The 17,320-nt window shown below is 73.4% G+C and carries 12 protein-coding genes; 5 read left to right on the forward strand and 7 right to left on the reverse strand.

What is annotated here, in order from left to right; all coding sequences use genetic code 11:
- Positions 1–489: 489 nt before the first annotated feature.
- Both ACIP67_RS41360 and ptsP read left to right on the forward strand, forming a co-directional pair.
- Positions 490–939 (forward strand): PTS glucose transporter subunit IIA, encoded by a 450-nt coding sequence (locus tag ACIP67_RS41360; RefSeq protein ID WP_401699427.1) that lies wholly within the window; start codon positions 490–492, stop codon positions 937–939.
- Between the two features lie 79 nt (positions 940–1,018).
- On the forward strand, positions 1,019–2,689 hold the full coding sequence (gene ptsP / locus ACIP67_RS41365) for a phosphoenolpyruvate--protein phosphotransferase (RefSeq protein ID WP_401699430.1): 1,671 nt from the start codon (positions 1,019–1,021) through the stop codon (positions 2,687–2,689).
- A gap of 70 nt (positions 2,690–2,759) precedes the next feature.
- Here the strand turns inward: ptsP and ACIP67_RS41370 are convergent, their stop codons facing one another.
- Together ACIP67_RS41370 and ACIP67_RS41375 are read right to left on the reverse strand one after the other, a co-directional pair.
- A complete protein-coding gene (locus ACIP67_RS41370) occupies positions 2,760–3,662 on the reverse strand; it encodes a hypothetical protein (protein WP_401699432.1) in 903 nt (300 codons plus the stop codon).
- A 211-nt stretch (positions 3,663–3,873) separates the two neighbouring features.
- Positions 3,874–5,841 (reverse strand): acetoacetate--CoA ligase, encoded by a 1,968-nt coding sequence (locus tag ACIP67_RS41375; RefSeq protein WP_401699435.1) that lies wholly within the window; start codon positions 5,839–5,841, stop codon positions 3,874–3,876.
- Positions 5,842–6,054: 213 nt separating this feature from the next.
- Here ACIP67_RS41375 and ACIP67_RS41380 point away from each other — a divergent pair, with 213 nt between their 5' ends.
- On the forward strand, positions 6,055–8,430 hold the full coding sequence (locus ACIP67_RS41380; protein ID WP_401699437.1) for a glycoside hydrolase family 31 protein: 2,376 nt from the start codon (positions 6,055–6,057) through the stop codon (positions 8,428–8,430).
- Here ACIP67_RS41380 and ACIP67_RS41385 read toward each other — a convergent pair.
- The gene (locus ACIP67_RS41385) at positions 8,421–8,957 is read right to left on the reverse strand and encodes an NUDIX domain-containing protein (protein WP_401699440.1); all 537 of its coding nucleotides are present in this window, start codon (positions 8,955–8,957) and stop codon (positions 8,421–8,423) included. The two genes, ACIP67_RS41380 and ACIP67_RS41385, sit on opposite strands and share 10 nt — an antisense overlap.
- A gap of 253 nt (positions 8,958–9,210) precedes the next feature.
- On the opposite strand from ACIP67_RS41385, the gene ACIP67_RS41390 reads away from it, so the two are divergent.
- Positions 9,211–10,905 carry a GGDEF domain-containing protein gene (locus ACIP67_RS41390; protein ID WP_401699442.1) on the forward strand — a complete coding sequence of 565 codons (1,695 nt, stop codon included), beginning with the start codon at positions 9,211–9,213 and terminating at the stop codon, positions 10,903–10,905.
- Between the two features lie 583 nt (positions 10,906–11,488).
- Here ACIP67_RS41390 and ACIP67_RS41395 read toward each other — a convergent pair.
- From ACIP67_RS41395 to ACIP67_RS41410, 4 genes are all read right to left on the reverse strand, one after another.
- On the reverse strand, positions 11,489–12,094 hold the full coding sequence (locus ACIP67_RS41395) for a GTP-binding protein (RefSeq protein ID WP_401699444.1): 606 nt from the start codon (positions 12,092–12,094) through the stop codon (positions 11,489–11,491).
- A gap of 158 nt (positions 12,095–12,252) precedes the next feature.
- Positions 12,253–12,648 (reverse strand): DUF742 domain-containing protein, encoded by a 396-nt coding sequence (locus ACIP67_RS41400; RefSeq protein WP_385067247.1) that lies wholly within the window; start codon positions 12,646–12,648, stop codon positions 12,253–12,255.
- A 9-nt stretch (positions 12,649–12,657) separates the two neighbouring features.
- Positions 12,658–13,092: a roadblock/LC7 domain-containing protein gene (locus ACIP67_RS41405; protein WP_401699447.1), complete on the reverse strand. Its 435-nt coding sequence runs from the start codon at positions 13,090–13,092 to the stop codon at positions 12,658–12,660.
- The gene (locus tag ACIP67_RS41410; protein WP_401699449.1) at positions 13,089–16,193 is read right to left on the reverse strand and encodes a nitrate- and nitrite sensing domain-containing protein; all 3,105 of its coding nucleotides are present in this window, start codon (positions 16,191–16,193) and stop codon (positions 13,089–13,091) included. Before ACIP67_RS41410 ends, ACIP67_RS41405 begins: the two co-directional genes overlap by 4 nt.
- A gap of 451 nt (positions 16,194–16,644) precedes the next feature.
- Between ACIP67_RS41410 and ACIP67_RS41415 the strand changes: the two genes are divergently transcribed.
- Complete coding sequence (locus ACIP67_RS41415; protein ID WP_401699534.1) at positions 16,645–17,277, forward strand: hypothetical protein; 633 nt, start codon at positions 16,645–16,647, stop codon at positions 17,275–17,277.
- The last annotated feature ends 43 nt before the right edge of the window (positions 17,278–17,320 follow it).

Genomic DNA, 17,320 nt, shown 5'->3' on the forward strand with positions numbered 1-17,320 from the left:
TTTTTTCAAAGGAACCTCATCCTCGGCTATCACTGCCGGGGACGGGGTATCAACATATCTGGCGTTGATTTTTGGCACGCTGTTGAGTTCTCAAGAAACGGACGCTTCCTTTGTACTCACCCGAGAGACTCTCTCAGGCTTTCCTCCGGGCTTTTCCCTTCGGTCTTGCGTTTCCGACTCTATCAGGGTTTCTCCGGCTCTCTGACCACCCTCCTGCGGACATGCAGAAGTCGACCGAGAGATGAGGATCTGACAAGTTGGATGCTGCTCGGTTAAGCGCACTTGATCGCGTCGCTCACCCTCAAGCAGGAGTACGACTCTACAGGGGGCCGCGCAGCACTTGCAAATCCATTAGAGTGGTGGTCTAGACCACGACTGTGATCACTTGAGCGGAACCCGTACTTCATGTGACATACCCTGCTGCACAGGGCACGGTCCGGGACCAAGAAGTGACGGCCCACATACATCTCCACCCCTGGGAGGCTTCCCATGACCACCGTGACGTCCCCGCTGGCAGGACGCGCCATCGGACTGGCCGCCGTACCGGATCCGGTCTTCTCCGGGGCCATGGTCGGCCCGGGGACCGCGATCGACCCCGTGCGTGAGCCTTCCGAGGCCGTCGCACCCGTGGACGGGGTCATCGTCTCCCTCCATCCGCACGCCTTCGTCGTGGTGGACGCCGAAGGACACGGGGTGCTCACGCATCTCGGCATCGACACCGTGCAGCTCAACGGCGAGGGATTCGAGCTCCTCGTCAACAAGGGCGACACCGTGACGCGCGGACAGGGCATCGTGCGCTGGAACCCGGCCGCGGTGGAAGAGGCCGGCAAGTCCGCCGTGTGCCCGGTCGTGGCGCTGGAGGCCACCGCCGACGCCCTGGTCGAACTCCGTGAGGACGGCGACATCAAGACGGGCGACGTTCTCTTTTCCTGGCACTGACGCCGCAGCCGTCGTCCTGACGGCGCACAGGGACAACCACCACGGCGGCGGGACCCGCCGCACTATCGGAGACGGTGAGATGGAGACAACGCTGCGAGGCGTCGGCGTGAGCCACGGGGTGGCGATCGGCGAGGTTCGGCACATGGGAACGGCGGTTCTCGAACCGCCCGCCAAGCAGATCCCCGCCGAGGAGGCGGAGCGCGAGCAGGGACGGGCCCGCCAGGCCGTCGAAGCCGTGGCGGCGGACCTGATGGCGCGCGGCAATCTGGCCGGCGGCGAGGCACAGGCGGTGCTCGAGGCCCAGGCCATGATGGCTCAGGACCCTGAGCTGATGGCGGACGTGGACCGGAGGATCGCTGTGGGCAGCACGGCCGAGCGTGCCGTGTACGACGCCTTCGCCTCCTACCGGGAACTGCTGGCGGCGGCCGGGGAGTACCTGGCCGGACGAGTGGCCGACCTCGACGACGTGCGGAACCGTATCGTCGCCCGTCTGCTGGGCGTCCCGATGCCGGGTGTCCCGGACAGTGACGAGCCGTACGTGCTCGTCGCCCGGGATCTGGCGCCGGCCGACACCGCCTTGCTGGACCCGACGCTGGTGCTCGGTTTCGTCACCGAGGAGGGCGGGCCGACGAGCCACAGCGCGATCCTGGCCCGCGCCCTGGGCGTGCCGGCGGTCGTCGCACTGCCCGGTGCGGGTGAGCTGTCCGAGGGGACGCTGATCGCCGTCGACGGCAGCACTGGTGAGATCTTCGTGAACCCGAGCGACGAGAAGAAGGCGCAGCTCGAGTCCGCCGCCGCACAGCGCAGGGCCGCGCTCGCCGCCTCCACCGGGCCGGGCGTCACCGCCGACGGTCACAAGGTGCCGTTGCTGGCGAACGTCGGCGGGCCGGCCGACGTGCCGGCCGCCGTGGAGGCGGGCGCGGAGGGGGTCGGTCTGTTCCGGACCGAGTTCCTCTTCCTCGACGACAGCAAGAACGCGCCGTCGGAGGAGAAGCAGTTCGAGGCGTACCGGCAGGTGCTCGAGGCGTTCCCGGAGGGCCGGGTCGTCGTACGGGTGCTGGACGCGGGGGCGGACAAGCCGCTGGACTTCCTGACCCCGGCGGACGAGCCGAACCCGGCGCTGGGCGTGCGGGGTCTGCGGTCGCTGCTGGACCACCCCGAGATCCTGCGTACGCAGCTGACGGCGCTGGCCAGGGCCGCCGAAGGGCTGCCCGTCCACCTCGAGGTGATGGCCCCGATGGTGGCGGACCGCGCCGACGCCAAGGCGTTCGCCGACGCGTGCCGGGCGGCGGGGCTGCAGGCGAAGATCGGTGCGATGGTCGAGATTCCGTCGGCCGCGCTGCGGGCCCGTTCCCTCCTCCAGGAGGTGGAGTTCCTGTCGCTGGGGACGAACGACCTCGCGCAGTACACCTTCGCCGCCGACCGTCAGGTGGGTGCGGTGTCGCGTCTGCAGGATCCCTGGCAGCCCGCGCTGCTCGACCTGGTCGCGCTGTCCGCCGAGGCGGCCGGGGCCGAGGGCAAGAGCTGTGGTGTCTGCGGCGAGGCCGCGTCGGACCCGCTGCTCGCGTGTGTGCTGACCGGCTTGGGCGTGACCTCCCTGTCCATGGGGGCTGCGTCGATTCCTTATGTGCGGGCGACGCTCGCGAAGTACACGTTGGCTCAGTGCGAGCGGGCCGCCGCGGCCGCGCGGGCGGCCGACAGTGCCGAGGAGGCGCGGAACTCGGCGCAGGCCGTGCTGTCCGGTGAGTAGTCGGACCGGGTCGGCCTACGGCTGGTGAGCTGGGGCGCTCCTCCTTCGGGGGAGCGCCCCTCGCCGTGGGTCAGTGGTGGTGGCCCGGCATCGGTGCTTCCCCGTCCCGCCGGCCGAGGTCGGGCGGTTCGCAGTAGTCGACGCCGGACTCGGGCGAGATCAGGTCTCCGGACTCGACGTCGGTGCAATAGGCGTCGAAGACCTCGCCGGCGGTCAGCGGTTCGAGGCCTTCACCGCGCAGTCGCCATCCGCACACCCGGTCCGGTGCACCCGGGGCGCTGGTGCGCATCACCAGGCCGCCGGGGCTGCGGGTGGCGAGTCCGAGTGCCAGGACGGTGGTGAACTCGAGGGCCTCGGCCTCGTCGAGGGGTGTGGTGCCGTCCGCCGCCCGGTCGGCGTGGAGGACGGCGACGAGGGTCTCGGGTGTGCCCGTGACGCTGCAGACGAGGTGCCGGTCGCCCGGGGGCGCGGTGTCGAGGATGCGGACGACGAGGTCGGAGGCGTCGGTGAACGCGGCGCGACCGAGGTCTTCGCCGCAGCTCGCGCACGCGCCGAGGCGGGCCAGGAGGGTGGCCGCGTACTCCCAGGTCGCCTGGCGGACGGCTTCGTCGACGAGGGCGGGCACGAGTTCGGCGAGGGGCTGACCCTCGTAGGGAAGGGTGGGGCCGGTCGTCGCCAGTTCGGCGGTGAAGCGGGTGCGGTGGGCCGGGACGTCGGGGTCGAGGCCCTTGGCCGAGCAGAACTCGGCGTACTCCTGTGGGTCGAAGAGGGCCACCGTGGTGTGGATGCCCTGGAGGGCGCGGATCCTGAGGAGGTCCTCGACCTGCCGGAGGTAGGTGGCGTGGTCGTCGAAGGTGAAGCTGCGGTAGCGCCGCATGGCACGGAAGTCGTGTTCGTCGGTGAGCAGGCCGATGGTGCCGGCGATCTCGCGGCGCAGGACGCGTCGCATGGTCCGGTGGTCGGTGTGTGCCATGGTTCCCCCTGTGTGCACGGTCGATCAATGCTCACTCACAGTAATCGACGGCACTGACAACGGGCCTTGGATCGGCCGTTCGTCCGACCGGGCGTTGGCCGAACGACCAGGTCATGGCGGTGCTGCCGCCGTGCGGGGCAGGTGCTCGGGCTCGGCGGCCGTGGCTGCCGGTCCGAGGCGCCTACGGCGGGTGAACGGCTGTGGTGCGGGGTCAGGCCCGCTTGCGGGCCAGGTCCTCGTAGAAGTGCAGCAGGTCGAGGTTGTCGATCGAGCCGGCGTTGACCGCCTGCTCCAGGGGGGTGCCCTGGAGCAGGCGCTTGACGGGGACCTCGATGCGTTTTCCGGTGAGGGTGTGCGGGACTCCGGGCACCTCGATGATCTCGTCGGGGACGTGGCGGGGGGAGAGCTGCTCGCGGATGGTCCGTTTGACGCGGTTCAGCAGGGCCTCGTCGAGGACGGCTCCCGGCGCCAGGTGGACGAAGAGGGGCATCCAGTAGCCGCCGTCGGGCTGCTCGATGCCGATGACCAGGGACTCCTTGATCTCGGGAAGTCGTTCGACGGCTTCGTAGATGTCGGCGGAGCCCATGCGGACGCCCTGGCGGTTGAGCGTGGAGTCGGAGCGGCCGTGGATGACGACGGAGCCGCGTGAGGTGACGGTGATCCAGTCGCCGTGGCGCCAGACGCCGGGATAGGTGTCGAAGTAGCTGTCGTGGTAGCGGCGGCCGTCGGGGTCGTTCCAGAAGTGGACCGGCATGGACGGCATGGGGTGGGTGACGACCAGTTCACCGACCTCGTCGATGACGGGGCGGCCGTCCGGGTCCCAGGACTGCAGGTCGGTGCCGAGGCCGGCCGCCTGGAGCTCGCCGGTGTACACCGGGAGGGTCGGGACGGCTCCGGCGAAGCAGGAGCAGACGTCCGTGCCGCCGCTGACGGAGGCGATCCACAGGTCGTCGCGGACCTCGTCGTGCAGCCAGCGGAACCCGTCGGGCGGGAGCGGGGAGCCCGTGGTCGCGACGCACCGCACGCCGGACAGGTCGAAGTCGCGGGCGGGGTGGACGCCGGCCTTGCGGCAGGCCATGACGTACGCCGCCGAGGTGCCGTAGAGGGTGGCCCGCGTGCGTTCGGCGACGCGCCACTGGGCCGCGGTGTCGGGGTGGCCGGGGCTGCCGTCGTAGAGGACGACGGTGGTGCCGGTGAGGAGACCGGAGACGAGCAAGTTCCACATCATCCAGCCGGTGGAGGTGTACCAGAAGAAGCGGTCCCCGGGGCCGAGGTCGCAGTGCAGGCCCAGCTGCTTGAGGTGTTCGACCAGGATGCCGCCCTGGGACTGGACGATGGCCTTGGGCAGGCCGGTCGTGCCCGAGGAGTAGAGCACCCACAGCGGGTGCTCGAAGGGGACCTGTTCGAAGACGGGGTCCTCGTCCGCGGCCGTCAGGGCCGACCACGGCAGGGTCCCCTCGGGTGCCTCGGTGCCCAGGAGGGGGATGTGGACCACCGCGCGCAGGGTGGGCAGTTCGCGGCGCAGTTCGGCCACGGTGTCGCGGCGGTCGTGCTCCTTGCCGCCGTAGCGGTAGCCGTCCACGGTGAACAGGACGACGGGTTCGACCTGCTGGAAGCGGTCGAGGACGCTGCGGGCGCCGAAGTCGGGGGCGCAGGAGGTCCAGACGCCGCCCACGGCCGCCGTCGCGAGGAGGGCGACGACGGCCTGCGGGATGTTCGGGAGGTAGCCGCTGACGCGGTCTCCGGGGCGGACGCCGAGGCGGCGGAGCTCGGCGGCGAGGGAGCCGACCTGGCGGCGCAGCTCGGACCAGGTCACCGGGCGGGGTTCATGGGTCTCGTCGACGTGGAGGAGGGCCGGTTCGTCCGCTCGGGTGGCGCTCGCGCGCAGGGCGTGCTCGGCGTAGTTCAGGGTCGCTCCGGGGAACCACCGGGCGCCGGGCATGGAGCGGTCGGCCAGCACGCGCGCGTAGGGCGTGGAGAAGCGGACGTCGAACCACTCCGTGACCGCCTTCCAGAACGTTTCCAGTTCGTCGACGGACCAGCGGTGCAGTGCCGGATAGCCGCCGTCCGACGGGGCTCCGTGGCGTTCGGCCGCCCAGGCCTGGAACCTGGTCACCTGGGCCTCGGCGATGCGCTGCGGATCGGGCCGCCAGAGCGGCTCGGGGTTCACGGTCGACATGGGGCGGCTCCCGGACTGTGCGCGTCGTGTGCGTCACCCGCGCACGTGCTGGGGTGTGCGCGTGACGCGGCTGACACGGACGATGCCATGGGAGCGATATCCGCACCAGGGCGGGCGCCACACAGTTCAAGTGGTGAAGATGTGGTCTGGGCACGGGTGAACGGAAGTTGAACGACACGCGCGCGTGGCCCGGCAGATGGCAGGGTGAGCACTATGGACGGTCGTGACCTGGTGCGTTCGATGAAGACGGTCGGTTCCGCGGGGGCTGCCCAGGGGTTGCGCACCGTGCGGGCCGCCTGGCGGCGGCGGCGCGCCGACGCCGCGGGGCTGCCGGCCCGCGGGGCCGAGCGGGCCCGGGTGCCCGGGCAGGTGCGGGAGGCGGAGCCGGGGCCCGGCGGCGGGACGGTCCGGTTCGACCGCTCGGAGCTGCGCGTCCGCGTGGCCATGAACGGGGCCGTGTTCTGGGGCTGGGACGGGGCCGGTCCCGAGCCGTCGTACGCGCTGGCGGGGCGGTGTCCCGAGGCGGATCCCCGGGCGGTGCTGGAGCCGGACAAGGACGGCGGCTGGCGGGTCGTCGCCGAGCGGGTGACGGTCGTGATCTCACGGCTCGGTGCGATCGAGGTGCGGACGCCGGGAGGGGTCACGCTGCGGCGTGATCTGCCGCCGCGCTGGTGGGAGCCGCAGGAGGGCGGTCCGGGCCGCTGGATGCAGCGGTCGGAGGTGGCGGCCGACGCGCGGTTCTTCGGGCTCGGCGGGCGGACGTCCGGGCCGCGGCTGCGGGACGGCGCGTACCGGCTGTGGAACACCGACCCCGGGCATGCGGTGGGCCACCGGGCCGACCCCCTGCATCTGACGATGCCGGTGCAGCTGGTGGTGGCCGACGCGGGCACCCATCTGGTGTTCCACGACACCTCCTGGGACGGGACGGTGACCTTGCGGGAGGGCGAGGAGGGGGCCGGCTCGGGGCACGACCGGGCCGGGACGTCGCAGCTGCGGATGGACGGTGGGCCCCTGCGCTGCTGGGTCGTGGTCGGCACGCCCGCGCGCGTGCTGTTCGTCTGGGCCTCGCTCACCGGGGCGCCGGCGCTGCCGCCCGCGTGGGCGCTGGGCCACCATCACGCGCGGTGGGGTTCGGGGGGCGAGCAGGAGCTGCGGCAGGTCGTCGCGGGCCACCACGAGCACGGTCTGCCGCTGGACGCGGTGCATCTGGACATCGGCCACCTCGACGGCCGCCGGGCGTTCACCGTCGACCAGGAGCGCTTTCCCAAGCTGCCGGTGCTCGCCGAGGAGCTGCGGCGGGACGGGATCCGCCTGGTGTCGGTCGTCGACGCGGCGGTGCCGGCCACGCCGGGCGACGCCGTGTACGACAGCGGGATCGCCGAGGGCGCGTTCGTGCGGGACGCCTCCGGTCGGGTCGTCCACGGGGTGGTGGGTCCGGGCGATTCGGTGTACCCGGACTTCACGGACGCGCGGGTGCGCAGATGGTGGGGAGACCGTTACGCGGAGCGGATCGAGCAGGGGTTCGCGGGATTCCGGCACGGCCTGGACGAGCCGACGTCGTTCACCGCCTTCGGGGAGCCTACGCTCCCCCGGTCGGCCCGGCACTCGCTGGAGGGGCGCGGCGGCGACCACCGCGAGGCGCACAACGTCTACGGGCTGTGCATGGCTCGGGCCGGCTACGAGGGGATGCGCGGGCGGCTCCCCGAGGAGCGGCCCTTCGTTCTGTCGCGCTCCGGCTGGGCGGGCCTGCAGCGCTACGGCGGCACCTGGTCCGGCGACGTCGCCACGGGCTGGCCGGGGCTGCGGGCGTCTCTGTCGCTGGTGCTGGGCCTCGGGCTGTGCGGGGTGCCGTACTCGGGGGCGGGTGTGGGGGGTCGTGACGGCCGTCCTTCCGCGGAGCTGTACCTGCGGTGGTTGCAGCTGGGCGCCTATCTGCCGCTGTTCCGTACGCACGCCGGTCCGCGCGCGGGGTGCGGGGAGCCGTGGGAGTACGGCGCCGACGTGCTGGAGCACGCGCGCGTGGCGCTGCTCGAACGCCGACGGCTGCTGCCGTACTTCGTGACGTTGGCGCATCTCGCCCGGCGTACGGGGGCTCCCTATGTGCGTCCGCTGTGGTGGGCGGCGCCCGAGGAGCGGGCGCTGCGGGACTGCGAGGACGCCTTCCTGCTGGGTGACTGCCTGCTGGTGGCGCCGGTGCTGGAACCGGGGGCGGGCCGGCGGGCGGTGCGGTTGCCGCGGGGTCTCTGGTACGACACGGCGACGGGGACGGCGTACGAGGGGCCGGGGCAGGTGCTGGTGGACGCCCCGCCGGAACGTGTTCCGGTGCTCGCGCGCGCGGGTGCCGTCCTGCCGGTGCGCGGGGCGGACGGCGGGCTGGAGCTGGAGGTGTGGGCGCCCGCCCGGGGGCGGACGGGGGGCGGTCTGGTGGTGCGGGACGCCGGTGACGGCCGGGACGAGGCCGAGATCGATCGGTACGTCGTCCGCTGGGCGGGCGGGAAGGTCGTCGTCGAGCGGGAGGGTGAGGCCGGCGGGGGCGTGCCGCCCCACCCGGTGCGCGTACGCGGGCTCGGCGGGGCGCCTCAGACGTAGCGGCCCTCGAAGAAGGCCCGCGCGGCGAGGGTGTGCAGCGGGAAGGCCAGCTCCTCCGGCCTGCGCAGGAGGTGCCGGCCTTCGGTCTCGTCCGTGGCCGCGGGGGCGGGCAGTCGGTCCGCCGGGCGTTCCGGCAGGAGACCGAAGATCAGGAGGTGGCCGTCGGGGGAGCTCATGGCGTCGGCGAGGCGCACCTCCCGGCTCTCGGCTTCGATGCCCGTCTCCTCGCGGAGTTCGCGGACGACGGCCTTCCGCCAGTCCTCGCGGTCGTCGACGAACCCGCCGGGCAGGGCGATGCGCCCGCGCGCCGGGGGGATGGCGCGGGTGATGACGACCAGGGAGGTGCCCTGGCTGTCGTACACGGGCTGGAGCGCGATCGCGACCGGGAGCGGGTTGCGGTACGCCACGGCGGCGCAGGCCGGGCAGGAGCGGGGCCAGCCGGTGACGCCCTCCCCGTAGGGCGCTCCGCAGCTCGAACAGTGGGAGCCGGCCGGGGAGCCGGCGGTGGAGTGTGGGTTCTCGGACACGCGGCGGACTGTATCGGATCATATGAGGGCGGTGTGGGCCGGTTCTGTGGGCCCTGATCGGCGGGCGGCCGCTGCGGGTGTCCGTCGCACCGGTGGGGAGCCGGGCCTCTTCCTCGCGGTGCTCGCCGGGCTCACGGGTGCGCGGACAGGCGTTCGAGCTGCACTTTCTCACGCAGTGTGATCGTTCGGGAATCCTGTGTGAACGTCTCATGAACTGCGCCTGGGCGCACTTCGGGGGCGCCATCATGCTCCCGTGCACTCCTGGACGGACACTCTGCGCTTCGCCTTTCAGCCGGTGGTCAATCTGGTCACCGGAGGTGTGGCGGGGCTGGAGGTGCTCGCCCGCCCGGAGACCGGCGACATTCTGGCGGAGGCCAGGCGGGACGCCGAACTCGACGGCCGGCTGGCCGTGTCGGCGGTACGGGCCGCCGCGCGCCGGGAGACCCTGCTCCCCCTCCAGGTGAACGTGTTCGCCGGCACCCTGGCCGATCTGGGCGGTCTCAGCCCGCTCCACGACGCCGTACGGCAGGCGGGGCGGCTGCCGTGGGAGGTGACGGTCGACGTCGTCCCGCCGTACACGCACGTGCCGCAGCGCGCGCTGCTGGAGGCGCTGGCGGCGCTGCGGGAGCAGGGTTTCCGGATCAGCGCGGACGGCGTCGGGGACGGGGACGTACCGCTGCGGCTGCTCACGGACATCGCGCCGGACCTGGTGAAGCTCGACGCGTGCCTGCTGACGCGGCCGGCGGCGGTGCGGGCGATGCGCACCCTGTGCGACGAGCTGGGAGCGCTGCTGGCGGTCGAGGGCGTGGAGACCGAACGGCAGTGTGCGGCGGCTCGGTCGGCCGGTGCGCAGCTCGCCCAGGGGGAGCTGTTCGCGCCGCCGGCCCGGCTGCCCGCGGCGGACGTGTACGTGCCGCCGCGCGCTTCGGGAACGGTGTCGGTGCCCCGGTCGGGGCCGTCGGTGCGGGAGTTCGTCCGGCCGGCCGCGCTGCTGCCCGCGGCCGCCTCCGCCGGGCAGGTGCGGGCTCTGCTGACCGGGTCGCCGGACGTCTCCGGGGTGCTGCTGGTGGACCGGGCGGGGGTGCCGCTGCGGTCGGTGCACCGCTCGCGCTTCCTGCTGTCGATGTCGGGGCGTTACGGACACGCCCTGTACGCCGACCGGCCCGCGGCCAAACTCGGTGACCCGCCGCGGACGGTGGGCATCGACGCGACGGCGTGGGAGGTGCTGGACGTCGTCGCCGTCGGCGGCCGGGACCGCACCTCCGACGACGTGGCGGTCGTCGACCGCCACGGGCGGTGCGTGGGTGTCGTGCGGCTCGCGGACCTGGTGCGGGCGCTGTCCGAGACGCGGGTGGAGGAGGCGGCGGGACTCAACCCGCTGACACGGCTGCCCGGTTCGGACGCGATCACCGTGGAGGCGGACCGGTGGATCGCGGAGGGGCGGCCCCTCGCGCTGAGCTGGCTGGACGTCGACCGCTTCAAGCAGGTCAACGACGGCGCCGGGTTCGCCGCCGGGGACGAGCTGATCCGCTCGGTGGGACGGGCGTTGCAGGCCGCGGCGTCCGGCACCACGCGCGTGGGGCACATCGGCGGGGACGACTTCCTGGTGCTGGCCGGTCCGGAGGACCTGGATCCGCTGGCCGCCGCGGTGCTCGACGCGCCGTGGTCGGCGGGCGGGCGCCCGGTGACGCTGTCGCTGGCGACGGTGGTGTGCCCGCCGGGCAGTGTGTCGGACCATCGCCGGGCGGCGGCCTGCCTGGCGCCGCTGAAGAAGGCCGCGAAGGCGTTGCGCGGGGCCAGCTGGGTGCTGGGGCGCGCGGGGGCGCCGGGGCACGAGGTGCGGAGGGGGGCGCCGCCGGGGGCGGCCGCCGGGTCGGGCGCGGTGGGCGCCGCCGGACCAGGCACGGTGGGGGTGGAGCCGGGCCGGGGACGAGAGGGGACCGGGTGAGGCGTGCCGGGCGGCCCGGGTGAGGCGTGCCGGGCATGCGGGCGGCTCTCCCCGGAGGAGGGTGAGCGCCGGCGCCGCCCTTCTCGGTCCGCCCGGCTCTCGCCAAACGTTGCCGTCACCCTCCTTGACGGTCCCTGAGCGCCGGTGAACACTTCCCGGTGTCAGCCGACATCGCCGTACATTCACGGCTCACCTGGCACGCGCCCCCAGGGGATCCCCCTCCGGGACGCGCTCCCCCCGGGGGGCGATCCGGCTACGACGGCACCCGCTCGTCATGGACGCCGGGCGGGGCGCGGGGCCTCCCTGCCTTGGCCTGAGCAGCCACGGGAACCGCACCTGCACGCCGGCGCACCGGGAACGGTCGAACGCCCCGGGCCTGGCTTGGGAGCCGCCATGAGCGACGGGGGCGTCTTCCTCGGCGAGGTCATCGGGACCGCGAGTCCGGGAGGGCGAAGGCCGGGGCCGTCAGAAGCATCCCAGGGCGAAGACCGGGCGAAACGCGGGCCGGGCAGGCCGCCCCTCGAACCACGGCTCGTACCCCTGTCGGCGGGGGTACGGGCCGTGCCCGCGTCTCAGGTGCGTCTCAGGTGGTGACGGCCCGGCGGCGGTCGCCCGCGTACTCCATGGCGTGCTGGACGACGCCGACGAGGATGTCCTTGGCGGAGCCGCGGTCGCGCGCATCGCACAGGACGACCGGTACGCCGTCGTCGAGGTCGAGCGCCCGGCGTACCTCCTCGGCCGGGTAACGGGGCGCGCCCTCGAAGCAGTTCACGCCGACGAGGAAGGGGATGGAACGTCGCTCGAAGTAGTCGACCGCGGCGAAGCAGTCCTCCAGGCGGCGCGTGTCCGCGAGCACGACGGCGCCCAGCGCGCCCTCGGACAGCTCGTCCCACATGAACCAGAACCGCTCCTGGCCGGGCGTGCCGAACAGGTACAGCACCAGACCCTCGCGCAGGGTGATGCGCCCGAAGTCCATGGCGACGGTGGTGGTGTGCTTGCGCTCGACGCCCGTGAGGTCGTCGACCGGGCGTCCGGCCTCGGTGAGGTACTCCTCGGTGCGCAGCGGCCTGATCTCGCTGACGGCGCCGACGAGGGTCGTCTTGCCCACGCCGAAGCCGCCGGCCACCAGGATCTTGAGCGTGACGGGCTCGACCGGGGGCTTGCCGCGCTCAGAACGCCCGAAGATCATCGATCACTTCTCCTGCTTGATGGGGGGTCGTGGGGCGGTGGGCCGTGGCCCCCGCCGTCGGGGGTGCGGACGGCTCGGCGGGCCGGGTCGCGCGGCCCGGACGCCGCGTGCCCCGCAGTGGTCGCCGGGTCACGTCCTCACCCCCGTCCGCGCGCTGCTCACAACGCCCTGAGGCCGTTGATCACGTCGCGCAGGATGCTCTCGTCCGGCAGCTCGGCCGGCGGGACGGGCCGGTTCACGTGGACGAACTCCGCGTCCACGAGGTCCCCGACGAGGACCCGGACCACGCCGATGGGCAGGTCGAGTCCGGCGGCGAGTTCGGCGACCGACTGCGGCTCCTCCCGGCACAGGCCGACGATGTCCACGTGCTCCGGGGAGAGCGAGGGGTCCTCGTCGGGGTCGTCCGCGTGGGGTTCGGCGACGACCACCGCGATCAGGTCGAGACGGTGCTGGACCGCGCTGGTGGTGCGGCCGCGTGTCATGGCGTACGGACGGACGACCGGTCCGGCCTCGTCGTCGAACCAGTGGCTTCTTCCCTGACCGTCTGTGCTCATGCCATCCCACTACCCGCCCGCGGGCAGATCGGTGCGCGGCGCCGTGCCCAGGTGTACGCCGACCCGCTTCACGAGAAGCGTCATCTCGTACGCCACGAGTCCGACGTCCGAGTCGGCGTCCGCGAGGACGGCGAGGCAGCTGCCGTCGCCGGCGGCGGTGACGAACAGGAAGGCCTCGTCGAGTTCGACGACGGTCTGCCGGACGCTGCCGGCGTCGAAGTGGCGGCCGACGCCCTTGGCGAGGCTGTGGAATCCGGAGGCGACGGCGGCCAGGTGCTCGCTGTCCTCCCGGGTGAGGTCCTGGGACGCTCCGGTCGGCAGGCCGTCGCCGGAGAGCACGACGGCCTTGCGGATGCTGGCGACGCGGTCGACGAGTTCGTCGAGAAGCCAGTTCAGCTCGCCGTTGCTGGTCGTACTCTGGCCGGTCGCCTTCGGTGCGGTCATCGACCGTCCCCCTCTGTGGTTCGTTGTGGTGCTGTGCCGCTGTGGGCGTCTTCGCCCGCGGCGTTCTCCGCGCGGCCGCGCTGCCAGCCGCGCTGGAGCGAAGCCATGCGGCTGCGTACTTCGTCGGCGTCCCGGTCGGCGGGGTCCGTGCGGTTCTCGGCACGTGGCGCCGGGCCCTGCCGCAGCTGCGGGGCCAGGTTCGCCTGCCGTACGCGCCGGGGCAGCGCCCCGGTCGGGGCGCCGGGTGAGGTGTCCGCGGGGGTGGCCGGTGCGGAGTCCGCGGTACTGCCCGGTGCGGAGTCCGCGGGGCTGCGGCGCGGGGTGCCCGGGTGCCCGGGCGGGTCGGCCGGGCCGTTCGTCGGCGCCGCGGCCTGCCGGGTCCGTTGGGGAAGGGCGGGCGGCTGGGACCGCTCGTCGGTACGCCGGGCGGACGGCCGGACCGGCTCGACGGCACCGCGGGCGCGTGGCGGCGAAGGCCGTTCGACACCCCAGGCGGATGGCTGGGACGGCTGGTCAACGCCCCAGGCGGACGACTGCGACGACTGTGGTGACTGGGAAGGCTGCGACGGCTGCGACGGCTGGGACGGCTGGTCGTGGCCGCGGTCGTGGAACGGGGGCCGCTGTTCCGTGCCGCGGAAGGGGTGCTCGGACGGGTCCGTGCTCCGGGGTATGTGGGCGGTGGCGCCGCGTCGGCGCGACGGCAGGGGCGCCGGGGTGTCGTCGTCCGGTGCCCGGCGCGGCCCCGGCCGCGACGGCGGGTTCTCGGCCGTCTCCGCGCGGCGGGAGCGCTGCTCGGTCACCGGGCGGCCGTGGGAGCTGACCAGTTTGGGCGTCCGGCGGCTCGGCAGGGGCACGGGGGCGGCCGGTTCGCCGGGAGCGGTCCGGCCCGCCGCGTCACGGGCGTCGGACAGCCGGCCGTGCGGTTCGACGGCCGGGCCGGCCGGCTCGTCCTGCGTACGGGTGAGGGAACGGCGCGGGCGGAACAGCCCGCCCCGGTCGTCGTCGTCCAGCGGAGCGGGGAGGTCGCCGAGGGCCTCCAGGTCGACGGGCGCCTCCAGCTCGACCGGGCCGTCCAGCAGCGCGGCGGGCACGCCGGGCAGCTGCACCGGGGCGGGGGACAGGGCGGAGCGGCGGTTCTGCGCGGGCTCGCCCTCCTTGGGGGGCCGGGGGCGGTCGAGGCGGAAGCCGATGCCGTTCGTGTCGGGGACGTCGTCGGTGAGCAGGGCGTCGGGGATGAAGATGACGGCGGTCGTGCCCCCGTAGGGGGAGGGTTGGAGGGAGACCCGGACGTTCTGCCGCTGGGCGAGCCGGCTGACCACGAACAGGCCGAGCCGGTCGGTGTCGGACAGCTCGAACTCCGGGGTCTCGGCGAGCCGGAGGTTGGCCTCGAGGAGCGCCTCGGGCGCCATGCCGAGACCGCGGTCGTGGATCTCCAGGGTGAAGCCGTTGGCGACGCGCTCGCCCAGGACGTGGACGGCGGTGTGCGGCGGGGAGAACACCGTGGCGTTCTCCAGGAGTTCGGCGACGAGGTGGGTGAGGTCGGCGACGGCCGGTCCGGTGACGGCGACGCGCGGCAGGCGGCGCACCTCGATGCGTTCGTAGTCCTCCACCTCGGCGACCGCGGCGCGCACGATGTCCATGAGCTGGATGGGCTTGCGCCACTGCCGCGAGGGCGCGGCGCCGGAGAGGATCACCAGGCCCTCGGCGTGACGGCGCATGCGGGTGGTGAGGTGGTCGAGCCGGAAGAGGTCGGCGAGTTCCTCGGTGTCCTCCGTGCGGCGCTCCATGGTGTCCAGCAGGGTGAGCTGCTTGTGCAGCAGGACCTGGCTGCGGCGGGCGAGGTTGACGAAGACCTCGGAGACGCCGGCGCGCAGTTCGGCCTGTTTGACGGCGGCCTCGACGGCGGCGCGCTGGAGGGTGTTGAGCGCCTGGCCGACCTCGCCGATCTCGTTCTTGTCGTACTCCAGGCGCGGGACCTCGGTCTCGACGTCGACCTGCTCGCCCGCGGAGAGCCGGCGCATCACGCTGGGCAGCCGGACGCCGGACGCCTCGTGGGCCTCCAGCCGGAGCTGGCGCAGGTCGCGGATGAGGCCGCGGCCGATGCGGACGGACAGGACGAGGGAGACCAGCAGGGCCACCAGGCCGAGGACGCCGGCGACGACCGCCTTGACGATGACCTGGAGCGCCACCGGGCGGACGCGGTCCTGGTAGCGGTCGTGCGCCTGCTCGTCGAGGGTGCCCAGTTCGTCGAGGACGTTCGCGGCCGCGCTGTCCCAGGTCCGTGCCGTGACACCGCGGGGCATGTCGCCGGGCGTGGTGGCGACGACGGCCTGTTCCGCCGTGCGGACGGGCGCGGTGGTGGCGTTCTTCCAGAAGCTCTCGTAGCGTTCGCGCTCCGCGGCGGGCAGTTGGGAGAGGCCGATGTCGTAGACGACGTCGCGCTGTGCCTCGAGGTCGGAGACGGCGCGTATCTCCTCGCGGGTGAGGCGGCCCACGACCAGGGCGGAGCCCAGCAGGGCGTCCTCCTGGGAGAGCAGTTCGCGGGCCCGGGCGACGCCGACGAGGGCGCGGTACTGCTTGTCCATCTCGACGCTGTCGACGACGTCCAGCCTGGCCAGCAGGGAGTAGCAGGGGGCGATCAGCCTGTTGTACAGGTCCAGGGCCTGCGCGCGGGACACGGTGCCGTCTTCGACGCTGCTGCGCAGCGAGTCGATGCCGTCGAAGGCGTCGAGCACCGCGGTCAGGGCCTCACGGTCGTCCTCGTCCAGCTCGTCGCGCACGTCGGGGTCGCTGCCGTTCCTGCGGATCTCCGCGAGCGCCTCGTCGGTGGCGGCCCGGGTGCGGTCCAGCGCGGCGAGCGCGTCGGAGGCGCGGGGGTCGGCGAGGTGGACCAGGGTCTGGCGGCGCTCCTGCTGGACGACCCGGACGGTGTCCTCCATCGGGTAGCCGAGCTTCTCGACGAGGCGTGACACGGTGAACAGGCGGTTGGCCTCGCGGCCCGTGAGTACCGTGGCGAAGCCCCAGATGGCCGTCAGGGACACCAGCGGCACGAGAAGCAGCGCCACGATCTTCCGGCGGATCGACTTCCCGCGAAAGCGCATGGCCTCCCCCAGCTCGAACCCCCTGCAGGCCGGGGGCACATCCAGCTCCGACCCCCACCGGCCGGGGGCACATCTGTGCGTCAACGAACGGCGCGAGCCTACTACCGACGCAAAGTTAACTTACAGCGCCGTCCGGAAGCCGGTGGTCCGGATCCGCAGCGGTACGGGGGGAGTTGTCCCGTCATTGCGGGAGATTGCCTCCCCTGGGCGGCGCCTGCGGAACGTGCCGTACCGGAACGATGTCGTGGGCGAGTTGGCCAGAACTTTTCGAAATCGGGGAATCTTCGAGGTGAGCCGTGCGTCCTATCCATTGGGAATTGGGGGCGGAATCGGCCACAGGAGCCGCATGCCGCACCTGGGCGGCGTAAAAGAGCGCAAGCCGGGCAGCCACTGGGGAGCCGGTTCTTCGAGCCGGGGCAAGCGTCTGCCGGCGGTGGGGAGTGACACGTTGATGGGCACGGCGGAGCGGCGCGGGGCGCCCGAGGACGGCGGGGCGGCGCCCGGTACGGCGCCCGGTACGGCGCTGTGGGAGGCCGAGGCGCCCGGGGCGCGGGATCGCGGCGTCCCGGCGACCGGACGTGGGGTGGCGGACGGGCGGGACGCGGCGGTGACCGCGGGGTCCGACGGCGCGAGCGAAGGCGCCGGGCGGGCCGGCGGGGCCGGGCGCGGCGCGGAGGAGGAGCGGGCGGCCCCCCGGCCGCTGTGGGTGGAGGAGCCCGCGCGGCGGCGCCGGCTTCCCGATCCCGTGCGCATCGCGGCCGTGCGCGCGGTGCTCGTCATCGCGGTGACGCTGCTTCAGGCGATGGTCGCCTTCCTGTGCACCCTGGCCGGGTCCTGGCTGGCGTTCCCCATGGTGATCAGCAGCGTGGTCAGCACGGTGGTGGCCACATGGGCTGCGCTGGACGTCTGGGTGACCCGCCAGGTGTGGAGCCAGCGGCACGGCGTCGTGTCGGCCCCGAGCAGCACCGCGCGGTCGCTGCGACGCGAACGGCGCCGGGCCCGTCGGCAGGCGCGGGCCGTCGAGCGGACGCAGGAGCGGATACGCCGGCGGGGCGGCGGCGCCGGGCAGTTGTCGCACTCCTGAGCGGCGCCGCCGGACGGCCACGGTGCCAGGGCCCTGCCCGAGC

The sequence above is a fragment of the Streptomyces sp. NPDC088812 genome (assembly GCF_044750285.1).
Classification (GTDB): domain Bacteria; phylum Actinomycetota; class Actinomycetes; order Streptomycetales; family Streptomycetaceae; genus Streptomyces.

What these genes read in the sequence shown, in the direction of transcription:
- ACIP67_RS41360 (WP_401699427.1), top strand. Translation starts at nt 490, where the DNA reads ATGACCACCGTGACGTCCCCGCTGGCAGGACGCGCCATCGGACTGGCC.
- ptsP (WP_401699430.1), top strand. Translation starts at nt 1,019, where the DNA reads ATGGAGACAACGCTGCGAGGCGTCGGCGTGAGCCACGGGGTGGCGATC.
- ACIP67_RS41370 (WP_401699432.1), bottom strand. Translation starts at nt 3,662, where the DNA reads ATGGCACACACCGACCACCGGACCATGCGACGCGTCCTGCGCCGCGAG.
- ACIP67_RS41375 (WP_401699435.1), bottom strand. Translation starts at nt 5,841, where the DNA reads ATGTCGACCGTGAACCCCGAGCCGCTCTGGCGGCCCGATCCGCAGCGC.
- ACIP67_RS41380 (WP_401699437.1), top strand. Translation starts at nt 6,055, where the DNA reads ATGGACGGTCGTGACCTGGTGCGTTCGATGAAGACGGTCGGTTCCGCG.
- ACIP67_RS41395 (WP_401699444.1), bottom strand. Translation starts at nt 12,094, where the DNA reads ATGATCTTCGGGCGTTCTGAGCGCGGCAAGCCCCCGGTCGAGCCCGTC.
- ACIP67_RS41400 (WP_385067247.1), bottom strand. Translation starts at nt 12,648, where the DNA reads ATGAGCACAGACGGTCAGGGAAGAAGCCACTGGTTCGACGACGAGGCC.
- ACIP67_RS41405 (WP_401699447.1), bottom strand. Translation starts at nt 13,092, where the DNA reads ATGACCGCACCGAAGGCGACCGGCCAGAGTACGACCAGCAACGGCGAG.
- ACIP67_RS41410 (WP_401699449.1), bottom strand. Translation starts at nt 16,193, where the DNA reads ATGCGCTTTCGCGGGAAGTCGATCCGCCGGAAGATCGTGGCGCTGCTT.
- ACIP67_RS41415 (WP_401699534.1), top strand. Translation starts at nt 16,645, where the DNA reads ATGGGCACGGCGGAGCGGCGCGGGGCGCCCGAGGACGGCGGGGCGGCG.